The 11,090-nt window shown below is 40.5% G+C and carries 11 protein-coding genes; all 11 read right to left on the bottom strand.

The features are described 5' to 3' along the window. Nucleotides 1–57: 57 nt before the first annotated feature. The gene (locus tag AAW12_RS13010; protein ID WP_046674077.1) at nt 58–657 is read right to left on the bottom strand and encodes an HYC_CC_PP family protein; all 600 of its coding nucleotides are present in this window, start codon (nt 655–657) and stop codon (nt 58–60) included. A gap of 395 nt (nt 658–1,052) precedes the next feature. Further along, nucleotides 1,053–3,518, bottom strand: coding sequence for a phosphocholine-specific phospholipase C (locus tag AAW12_RS13005; protein ID WP_046674076.1), 2,466 nt, complete (start codon nt 3,516–3,518; stop codon nt 1,053–1,055). Nucleotides 3,519–3,701: 183 nt separating this feature from the next. Continuing rightward, on the bottom strand, nt 3,702–4,463 hold the full coding sequence (gene trpA, locus AAW12_RS13000; protein ID WP_046674075.1) for a tryptophan synthase subunit alpha: 762 nt from the start codon (nt 4,461–4,463) through the stop codon (nt 3,702–3,704). 3 nt (nt 4,464–4,466) lie between these two features. Beyond that, nucleotides 4,467–5,651, bottom strand: a complete 1,185-nt coding sequence (gene trpB, locus AAW12_RS12995) for a tryptophan synthase subunit beta (RefSeq protein ID WP_046674074.1) — start codon at nt 5,649–5,651, stop codon at nt 4,467–4,469. Beyond that, the gene (locus tag AAW12_RS12990; protein WP_046674073.1) at nt 5,648–6,274 is read right to left on the bottom strand and encodes a phosphoribosylanthranilate isomerase; all 627 of its coding nucleotides are present in this window, start codon (nt 6,272–6,274) and stop codon (nt 5,648–5,650) included. Before AAW12_RS12990 ends, trpB begins: the two co-directional genes overlap by 4 nt. A 1-nt stretch (nt 6,275) precedes the next feature. Next, nucleotides 6,276–7,265: an anthranilate phosphoribosyltransferase gene (trpD, locus tag AAW12_RS12985; RefSeq protein WP_046674072.1), complete on the bottom strand. Its 990-nt coding sequence runs from the start codon at nt 7,263–7,265 to the stop codon at nt 6,276–6,278. A 361-nt stretch (nt 7,266–7,626) separates the two neighbouring features. Beyond that, a complete protein-coding gene (locus AAW12_RS12980; protein WP_156167639.1) occupies nt 7,627–8,094 on the bottom strand; it encodes a hypothetical protein in 468 nt (155 codons plus the stop codon). Nucleotides 8,095–8,233: 139 nt separating this feature from the next. Beyond that, complete coding sequence (locus tag AAW12_RS12975) at nt 8,234–8,455, bottom strand: DUF2795 domain-containing protein (protein ID WP_028072584.1); 222 nt, start codon at nt 8,453–8,455, stop codon at nt 8,234–8,236. 122 nt (nt 8,456–8,577) lie between these two features. Further along, nucleotides 8,578–9,336, bottom strand: a complete 759-nt coding sequence (locus AAW12_RS12970) for an ABC transporter ATP-binding protein (RefSeq protein ID WP_046674070.1) — start codon at nt 9,334–9,336, stop codon at nt 8,578–8,580. Continuing rightward, the gene (locus tag AAW12_RS12965; RefSeq protein WP_046674069.1) at nt 9,318–10,109 is read right to left on the bottom strand and encodes a lysophospholipid acyltransferase family protein; all 792 of its coding nucleotides are present in this window, start codon (nt 10,107–10,109) and stop codon (nt 9,318–9,320) included. Before AAW12_RS12965 ends, AAW12_RS12970 begins: the two co-directional genes overlap by 19 nt. Nucleotides 10,110–10,175: 66 nt before the next feature. Next, nucleotides 10,176–11,090 carry a substrate-binding domain-containing protein gene (locus AAW12_RS12960; RefSeq protein WP_046674068.1) on the bottom strand — a complete coding sequence of 305 codons (915 nt, stop codon included), beginning with the start codon at nt 11,088–11,090 and terminating at the stop codon, nt 10,176–10,178.

The following is an 11,090-nucleotide window of genomic DNA, read 5'->3' as shown; positions in this document are numbered from 1 at the left end:
ATAGTGGACTTCGATCAATTCAAGAAAATGAACTGCGTTCAGTGAAAAGAGGTAATATTAAATTCTAAAATTTTGATTGAGAATAAAAACAGGAGGGCTCTGTCTATTGTAGCTCACAAAATCGGTATACTTTAGTTTAGAAAAATCGTCTTCCTCCCCAGAGAAATCATAATAATTAAGTATCCAATGAAGCGTAATTATTGCGGGAGAAAAAGTATTAAAATCAATATTTTGTGTCACCCGGTTAAAATGATCAACCTTTTGTGCTTCGATCTTAACATCTTTACAGCTTCCTGTTTCATGACAGTGTTTCTGCTGTTTTTTTGCAGACTTGGCACACAGAGGGCAGGCCATATTATGGCTTTCCGATAACGAGACACTTTGTGTTTCCCCTTGGCAAAAATGAAGATGCACTGAGGCACCACTTGCTGCGAGCAAATAGAAAAATAGGCCGATTAATAGTGCAATTTTCTTCATCGAAGCAAAAATAGAGAAAATATGTAATTTTTTTTTGTAATATTTTGGATAAATGTTATAACTTGTAGTAACAAATGAAAAACCAAAAATTACCAGAGTTATGTATGTATTATTTATCAATCCGGTCAGCTCGTACCTATTAGCTATCTTTTTGATTATTGGGGCAATATTATTGTACAAGGGATTCTACCATCTCGCTCGTCGTATACAGGAATAAAAGGATAGTCAGTCTTCTTGTAGTTTCGTTTTAGTAGCCTGCATGTGCTTTGTTGCTATTGAAGGTGTAACGCGTTCTAGTCGTTCATCTCGCTCGTCGTATACAGGAATAAAAGGATAATCAGTCTTCTTGTAGTTTCGTTTTAGTGACCTGCATGTGCTTTGCTGCTGCTATGGGGAACAACTGCTTGTCATTCAAGGTGAATCTTGAATCTTCGTGGAAATCATTATCAGTAGAATGAAGATTCAAAAACTGAAAGCAAGCTCCTAGCGTGTGGCCTATCTGACTGATGAAGACAAGGATACAATTGCATGAAAACGGGGCTGCCCAATCTATTTGGACAGCCCATTCACTTTGTTTATCGGCTTAATAAGGGGTCACTTTTTCCCGAATTTCCAACCTCTATACGACCCGCATATCGTTCTTCAAAATTTAGAAAGCCAGTGCAGATGAGGCGAAAATCATACCAAAAGTTTTGCTTAGCCAAATCAAAATGTATCGTGATAGATTGTCCACCTTTAAGTTGCAGACTCCTTTTTTCTTTTCCATAGCTGATATCCTCAAAAACAAGTTGCTCGGTTGTCTTCCCATTGTTTGTACAGGAGAAAGACAAACGGCCAGTAAATGCTGATTCATTTTTATTTTTTTCATACATACAGCGGATCTTTACATATGGATTATCCGCGTCGCCTTTAAATTCCCGATAAAATCCGTTTGGCCCATGGATTTCAAAATGGTATATTCTTTTGTCGAAGGCATCTAGCGACCAATGGTCTGTTACATAATCTCCTGGAGAAACCGCATAATTTCTGGAGGTTCCAACTTCTCCTTTGTAGCTAGCAGCATGGTAAACTGTAAATGGTGAGCCCGCAGCATGCTTGCCAAAAATTTTATTTGACGCCTCAAATGTGATCAAGTAATCCCCCTTGGGTTCGTATTCGCCATGTACATAAAGTTCATAAGGAAGGATACATGAATCCCGAAGCCCTTTTTCCTGTTTTGGGAAATAGGGTGAACTGCCGGGGTCTTGCTCAATTTGTTTGATCTCCATTGCGCTAAGTGCTTTGAAGCCCATGGGAAGGCCTTTGAACTTGGCTTGATGAATCTCCTGGATAAAAGGCTCTCGTTCCAGTACAATAGGTTTGTTCATGGTTTCTCCATGATAGGGTCTAAATGCTGAAGTTAAGTCTCCACATACGGTACGTCGCCAACTGCTGATGTTGGTTTCTTTTATATTTTTATTGATTTTGTGATTAATAAACTTCTCCAGGAATTGTAAACTGGAGGTATGGTCAAACACTTGTGAATTGACCCAACCACCTCTGGTCCACGGAGAAGCAATAATCATCGGTACGCGATAGCCAAGACCGATATTGCTTTCTCTGCCGCTTTCAGGATAATATTGCTCATCGCGGCGTACAAATTCCAACGCAGGGTTTATTCCCTCGGATACTTTTCCACTTTCTGTATCATCAGGGTTTGGTGCTGTAAAGGGTGCAAAGTGATCGAAATACCCATCATTCTCATCATAGGTAAGTATAAAAATTGTCTTTTTCCAAACTTCTGGATTTTGGGTGAGAATGTCCATAATTTCGCTGACATACCATGCGCCGAACCAAGGAGAATCGGGGTGGTCAGAAAAAAGCTGGGGCGGAGCTAACCAAGATACGGTTGGAAGTTTACCCTCCTCAACATCTTTTCGGAATTGATACAGGACATCTCCTTTAGGGATCTGTAACTCGCGCTGTTGCCCCCCTTCTTGATAATGCATTGTTTCCAATTCCATATAATCTGGCTGCGCACTGTTGTTAACAAAGGCACGGCGATGAATATCTTTTGTCCGCTCGTCGAGCCTTTCAAAGTTCTCGGCTGTATATCGCTGTAATTCTTCTTGAATATGCTTGAGATTTTTCTTTAAATCTTCAAGTGCTTCGGCAGCTGGTGTTTCGCTAATTTTACGCTCGAGATCTTCTTTTTTTAGTGTCAGGAGCTGGCGATAGCGGGGATGATATTTGACCTGATATTGGGGGAAGTACTCCATCGGATTACAACCAAAATTGGCGAGCCAGCTGTTTGCCTCTCCACTATAACCAGCACTGCTTGAAGAAATTTCATTTTGATAGATTTTCCAGTCTACGCCTAATTCCGAAAGGCGTTCGGGAAAAGTGGTCCATGTTGCTTTCCCGCTAAACTCGGAGTCTCCATTCCAAACTAAGGCTTTTCCTGTCAGATTTTCCCGGATATTGGCCGTCCAGAAATAAAGCCGGTTTGGATTCGTGCCGGTGATGCTCGAACAAAAGTGCTGGTCGCAAATAGTGAAAGAGTCCGCTAGAGAATAGTAAAAAGGAATGTCTTCACGGGTATAATGTCCCATAGTCAACGGTAGATCGGCAAATTCTTTAAATCCAGAATGTTTTACATCCAACCATCTGTTCATTTTACCCTTATTCCTTGCGTCGGTTTGATCGGTCCAGTTATGCGGGAGGCAGCCCATCCAGGTAACTTTTGAGTCTTTGATATCCAATCGGAAGGGAGCAAATGTTTCTCCGGATTTTTGCGTCTGAAACCAGACTTTATTTCGGTTGGGTTGACGGATAGCTCTGGGGTCATTGAAGCCTCTTACACCACGTAATGTTCCAAAGGCATGATCAAATGAACGGTTTTCCTGCATTAATAGAACTACGTGCTCCGCATCATAAAAGGTGCTGCCCAATGCTGGATTAATAGCCATCGCCTTCGCAATAGCGGATGGGATAACATGGGAGAGAGATGCTCCCCCGGCAAGCATAGCCGCTTTCTTTAAAAAATCTCTTCGTGTATCCATGGTTATATCAGTATTGATTTGACGGGCCGCCTATTGCTTGGTGAATCAGGGCAGCAAAGCTATTCTCTTTGAAAAAATACATTTTCAAAAACTGTCTTAAAAATAAGAGTTCGATCCAAGAAAAAAGATTTTAGATCGAACTCTTATTAAAAAAATAATGCTTTGCTATTTTTAGCCTGTAGATTAGGCTTTGATAGACGAGATAAATGCTGGGATTTGGTCGAGATAATCCGGTTCTTTTAACCGTTTGACAAATGCAGTACCCATAATGGCACCAGCTGTATACTTACTTGCTTTTTGAAAGGTCGGTTTATCGGAGATACCGAAGCCAACGATCAATGGATTTTTTAAATGAAGATCATGTACCCGCTTAAAGTACGCGGCTGTATTATCGCCAACATCGAGTGTTTTACCCGTCGTTGCATTGGAAGAAAGTAAATAAATAAAGCTTCTGGAAAGGCTATCTATTTTTCTGATTCGTTCTTCTGAAGTCTGCGGTGTTACGATGAATATATTGGCGATGCCATTTTTCTCGAACGTCTCTTTGTAAAGTTCTTCGTACTCATCCATGGGTAGGTCGGGTATAATGACACCATTAACGCCTACATTTTTACATGCTTCACAGAATCTTTCCACACCAAATTGAAGTACAGGATTAAAGTAGCCCATCAAAAATACGGGGATACTGACATGCTTACGCAGGTCATTCAACTGATTGAACAACTTTTCTACAGTCATGCCATTTGCCAAAGCAATTTCAGAACTGTGCTGAATGACAGGTCCGTCGGCAACAGGGTCGGAATAAGGAAAACCAATTTCCAGAAAGTCCGCGCCGGCTTCTTCCAATTTCTTGGCAATATGGATTGTGCTGTCCAATGTTGGATACCCAGCGGTAAAATATATCGATAAAAGGGGGGCACCTTCTTTTTTTTCAATTGTATTCATGACTTAAAAATCAAAGTATTTCATATAATTATCTAGATCCTTGTCACCACGTCCAGAAAGACAGACAACAACAGTCTCATCGCCTTTAAAAGGTATTTTTTCCAAATAAGCCAGCGCATGAGAACTCTCAATAGCCGGTATGATACCTTCTAGTCGCGTAAGTTCAAGACCTGCCTGCATGGCTTCGTCGTCAGTCACACTGACATAGTTACCTCTACCGGATTTGAATAACCAAGCGTGTTGGGGGCCAATACCGGGATAATCGAGTCCCGCCGATATGGAGTAAGGTTCGATGACTTGGCCATCTGCTGTTTGCATGAGTATGGATCGGCTTCCATGTAAAACGCCCTCTTTTCCTAGTGCTGTTGTTGCAGCAGATTCGCCTGAATCAACACCGTGGCCAGCGGCCTCTACGGCGTACAATTGAACCGATTCTTCATCGAGGTAATGATAGAACATACCTGCCGCATTGGATCCGCCACCGACACAGGCCAATACCATATCCGGATTTTCTTTTCCTGTCTTTGTCAAGAGCTGTTTTTTCGTTTCGGCAGAAATAATAGACTGAAACCGGGCAACCATATCGGGATAAGGGTGCGGGCCCACAACAGAGCCAATGATATAATGGGTGTCAACGGGATTGTTGATCCAATCTCGCAAAGCCTCATTGGTAGCATCCTTTAATGTTTTGGAGCCTGAAGTTGCCGGAATAACTTCAGCACCCATCATTTTCATCCGTGCTACATTTGGAGCCTGACGTTGAATATCAACTTCTCCCATGTACACTGCACATTGTATCCCTTTGAGCGCACAGACGGTCGCTGTGGCAACGCCATGCTGTCCTGCCCCTGTCTCCGCAATGATGCGCTTTTTGCCCAAGCGTTCCGCTAATAGAATTTGGCCAATGGTATTGTTGATTTTATGCGCTCCGGTATGGTTAAGATCCTCCCGTTTTAAGTAAATCGTAGTTCCATATTTTTCAGATAGACGCTTGGCATGATATAATGGAGAAGGACGTCCGACATAATCGCTGAGCAGTTGGTTAAATTCCTCCTGAAAGCTCTCTTCTTCGATAATTTTGAGATATTCTTCACGTAGCTCTTTCACATTTGGATAGAGCATCTCAGGGATATAGGCTCCTCCAAAGGGACCATAATATCCTTTTTCATTGACTTGATATATACTCATTTTTTAATTGTATTTATACTGTGGCTTAATAGCGCAATATCTTTTAAGCCGGGTTCTACTTCAAATTTTGAATTTAAATCCAGGGCATATAGCCGTGGATCATTTCTTTCTAGCGCTGTTTTGATATTTTCGGGATCTAAACCACCGCTGAGAAAATAGGGGATAGTAAGTTTGTATTGGTCCAATAGGGACCAGTCAAATTGTACTCCTGTGCCACCATAGGAACTACTTTTGGTATCAAATAAAAAGTAGTCCACAACTTTAGCGTAAGGATCAAGCTGTATCCAGTCAAAGTTTTGATCGACTCCGAAGGCTTTCAGGATGATAACCCCTGATTTTTCTTTCAATTCAAGACAGAATTCGACAGATTCATCGCCATGCAATTGAATCACATTTAGTTGGAATTCAGTTATTTTATCTAGAATTGCTGAGAGGCTAGCATTGACGAAAACTCCGACTTTGCTTAGGCCGTCAAGCTCCTTAATGTATGCGTAGGAGCTTTGACCAACATAACGTTTGGATTGATCATAAAATATAAATCCCATATAATCGATGCCCAAGGAAGCTACAGCGGTTATATTGTCGGGATATTTCATACCACAAACTTTTACTTTGACCGCCATTTTATTTTTTGATTAGTTTTTGGAAACTTCGTAAAGCTTTACCTCCCATCAATGAACCTTCTGCTTCATAAAAACAGTCGCCAAAAGATTTTTCGGGGTTAAAGGTCTTGATCGCAAATGCGGCATTGGTCAAAACAACATTGTTCTGCACATCTGTACCCTGATTGTTCAATATCGATAAGAATGTCTGGGCAGCTTCGGCTATGGTTTCACCTCCTGTAAGCTCTTGGGCTAAAACGGGGGTAAAACCAAGATCCTCCATGCTGTAGTAATTCTCTCCTTTGTTGTTGATTACCTTAAAATCACCGGTCATGGATATCTCGTCATAACCGTCCAAAGCATGAATAATGGAATATTGTTTGTTGGTGTTTTGGTATAAATAACCATACAGTCTTGCCAATTCTAAACTAAATACACCAACAGACTGAAATCTAGGATTGGAAGGATTTGTCAATGGCCCTAGCATGTTAAAGAAAGTCTTAACACCCAATGCACGACGTATCGGGGCAACAGTTTTCATTGCAGGGTGAAACAATGGTGCATGGAGAAAACAGATGTTGGCTTCATCAAGCTGGAGTTGTAGTTCAGCCTTATCGTTGCTGAATTGATAGCCTAAATATTCCATGACATTGGAAGAACCACAGCTCGAAGATACCCCGATATTACCGTGTTTTGCGACATGGTAACCAGCCCCAGCTGTGATAAAAGATGCTATTGTCGAGATATTGAAGGTATTTTTACCATCTCCACCTGTACCGCAAAGGTCAATTAAATCATAACCATCAAAATCCAGTTTGAGACATAAATCATACATCGCATCCCTAAACCCTCCAAGCTCTTCAACGCGAATGCTGCGCATACCATAAGCGGTCATAAATGCCGCAATTTGGTGGCTGTCATATTTGCCCATGGCAATGTTGGTTAGAATCTCGTAGGCCTCTTGCCGAGAAAATGTCTTGTATTCAAATAAATGCGCTAAAATTTCTTTCATGGTAATTTAAATAAAAAAAGGGCTTACCTTATTTAGGCAAGCCCATCATATCTTGACGTATTAATCAAATAATGCAATAGGAATTTGCCACAACGTTATTCGTTGTGCCACCACCAAGCTTTATTTGAGACAGTTGTTATCATTGTTGTTTTTATTAATACAAATATGGTTGATAGAATTATAAAATGCAAGTGTTTTTATTGAAAAATTTTTAAGAAAGCATCATTGGCTTAATATTGCTCACAAATATGCTGTAAAATAAAACCTGATAAGCGCGCATTTATGTAAGCCTGAGCGTGATATTTAAGGGTTATAAGAGCAGGTATCTGATAAAATGGGGGCGATGAAAACAAGATGAAAATTAATAGAATACAAAATGGGCTTTATTGTTGCCTTTGGAAACTAAAGTGAAGGAGGCAATTTTTTCATCACGAATGACTGCAGCGAATACAAAACGTCTGAGGTATTTGACAAAATAGACTTGCTGGGGGTCAATACCTTCGAGATCAATATCGCTTGTTTCTTTCCTTCCCGCCTGGGCAAAGCTGAGGTATTCCAGTTGTTTGATATCCTTACTCTGTACATTTATCCGGATTTCATCGATGCTTGCCAATAGATATTCCTGCAGATCTTCGTCCATTTTTTTTGATGTGATTAGGTCTTGGCTTAGTATAATATCAGTAGCTAGATTAGGATCATGTAAACGGTGGACAAACCTTTTTAAGACAACAATATATTCATTGGAAGTTTGTTGTTCCTGGGCAAATAAGCTTTGGCTGATCATACAGCTGACACATACGAACAGCACTAACTTTAGTTTTATCTTCATATCTGTATGACTGATATTTATTAAAATGGATTAAAACGATGGAAACATTCGTCAGCGGATAAGCTGTGCTAATAATCTCCGAAAAGAGGGCGGTACCGTCAATAAAAAACGCCTTTTGGATAAAGGCGTTTTTTATTTTTTAGTATTCATCTTCATTGAAGAAGAAATCGTCTTTTGTTGGATAGTCGGGCCAAATTTCTTCGATATTTTCATATGGCTCGCCATCATCCTCAAGAGATTGTAAGTTTTCAATCACCTCAACAGGTGCACCCGAACGAATAGCGTAATCGATTAATTCATCTTTTGTTGCTGGCCATGGTGCATCTTCTAGATGCGAAGCTAATTCTAATGTCCAATACATATAAAAACAATTTAAGTTCTCTATTTTCGCAAAACTATGATTTAATTTAACTTAAGCAAGTAAATTACGTGTTATTTTTATGATAATAATGTAAGTTGTTGATTTTTAGTATTATAATATTTTTAGATATTCTCAAAATCACTTCCCTTTTCGTTTAAAGCATTCAACCTTGGGGACACCGATTTAATATCGGGGTTAGGATAATCATTTTCGATCAGTCCATCCCGCATACGTACAATACGGTGGGCATGTAATGCAATATCCTCTTCATGTGTCACGAGAATAATGGTATTACCTTTAGAGTGAATCTCCTCAAGTAGGCCCATGATTTCAATGGACGTTTTGGTGTCAAGGTTTCCCGTTGGCTCATCAGCAAGTATAATGGATGGATCGTTGATCAACGCTCTTGCAACAGCCACACGTTGTCGTTGACCTCCTGAAAGTTCATTGGGTCTATGATCCATACGATGGCCTAAGCCCACACTTTCCAATGCGGCAACAGCTTTTTCCTCCCGTTTAATCTTGCTATAGCCGGCATAAATTAGGGGAAGTGCAACATTTTCAAGTGCTGTATTTTTTGGTAGTAGGTTAAACGTTTGAAAGACAAAACCAATTTCTTTGTTCCTCACTTCCGCGAGTTCGTCGTCAGTCATGTCACTGACATTAATCCCGTTGAGGATGTATTCTCCTCGGCTTGGTGTATCCAAACAGCCGAGAATATTCATTAAAGTGGATTTGCCTGAACCTGAAGGCCCCATTAGGGCAACAAATTCTCCTTTATGGATATTGAGTGTAACGGAGCTTAAGGCGTGAATTGTCTCTGCACCAATTTGGTATTCTCTGGCAATATCCTTGATTTCGATTAAGGTCTTTCCTGACATATATTTTGGAGGTTCTCTAGCTCATGAAAATACGATTTATTCTTCATAATCCAATAGGAATGCATTTTGTCATAGACAACTTTCTCTAGTTCTGATGCGTTATCATCATTAAAATCTTTGGTCTCTATCGGATTGAACACATGTATTTTAACAATTCCTGGTCGAGACCCTCTCTTTGATCCATCATCGAAAAAGATATCCCAAGCATTCTCGATGATAATAGGTACCGTGGGAACGTCATTCTGAATAGCGATACGAAAAGCACCAGATTTAAATGCGTGAATCTGTGGCGGAAAACTATCATCGATTTTTCCCTCGGGAAAGATAACGACACTTCTTCCATTTCGCACAAGTTCATTGGCCCGCTGGAAGGCCCTAAACGATGATACTTTACTTTTTCTAGTAACGGGGATATCTATTGTTTTGAAAAAAATACGTGTAACCGGATTTTTGAGTAAGGAAGCTTTTCCGATAAATGAAAACGGAGCTGGGCATAAATAGGTTAGGGCTGTTATGTCCAAGACGGAAGTATGGTTGGGACAAAGTACCATGGAGCGGTTCCAGTCTATTGTTGATTCATAGCTTACCTTAAAGAATACACCAGCTAAGGCCGAACCAGTAACAGAGACCCAGCGTCGCATACGGGCGATCCGAGCATAATTTTTTTCAGGGCGGCGTGCCAGGAAATAGATATAAGGGAAAAACAGAAGAAAAACAAGTAGGACGCTGATAAAATACCAATACCGATGGAGTTTTTTGAGCAATAAGATCATACAAGTCGACTAATTTTGACCTAAAGTAAAGAAAGAAAATGGATAATTAATTATCCATTTTCTTTTTTAGTCTACTGTAAACCCATATTTCTTGTAAATATCCTTGGCTGTTGCAGAGTCCATGAATTTTAAGAAGTCATCTGCTGCCTGAGCATGCGGCGCAGTTTTAAGCTTTGCGGCAACGTAAGTTGCAGTCGTATTTTGGGCATCAGGAATGATGATTCCTTCGACAGGATGACCAATTAGTTTTTGGTAAACGACTTCAGATGACCATACCGGAGCAGCGTCTGCTTGTCCGTACAACACACGCATAGGGCTTTCCCGATGGTGGATCTTAGTCAGATAGGTGCTGCCGTCGTTGACCTTATCTTCCATAATTTTCTTGACGAGCTGTTCACCCCCCGCTTTTTTATAGGACGCTTTGATCTGTTCGCCGATCCCTTCCCATAGCGGGTTAGGCATGCTGATACGAATGTTCTCCTTTCCCAGATCATTCAATGTGCTAATATTGGCAGGATTTCCTTTTGGAACCATCAAACAGATGTTGTTATAGCAATACACCTGCGTATGGCTAAAATAATCTGCCATTTCGTTGATGGCTCTTTTACTTGCGGTATAAATATCGGGCTGATGTGTAATGCGTAGATTGCCTATCGTAATTGATCCGCCTTTAATCTGCTTCGCTAAAATGCCTGGTGGCAGGGTTTCAACAAAAATACGTTCGTACTGCGGGTATTCTTTTTTGAATGATGCCAGTAGATCATCGACAACCATAAATTGATTGCCAGCGAAAAAGATAGTAAGCTGTGGATTCTCGATATCACCATATAAATCTGGAATATTGTCTATCCCGGGTACCGTAAAGTTTAGTGCCGATTCTGGTGGACTATTCCAGGGCGGGTCAAAAAGATGTTCTTGTGCCTTAATTTCCTGGACACCCAACAATGCGGTTGTTAGACCAAGCAGTAGAAAATTTTTCAT

It is taken from the genome of Sphingobacterium sp. Ag1, assembly GCF_000988325.1.
Classification (GTDB): domain Bacteria; phylum Bacteroidota; class Bacteroidia; order Sphingobacteriales; family Sphingobacteriaceae; genus Sphingobacterium.
The sequence above is the reverse complement of the archived record's forward strand: the minus strand, read 5'-3'. Positions and strand labels throughout refer to the sequence as shown.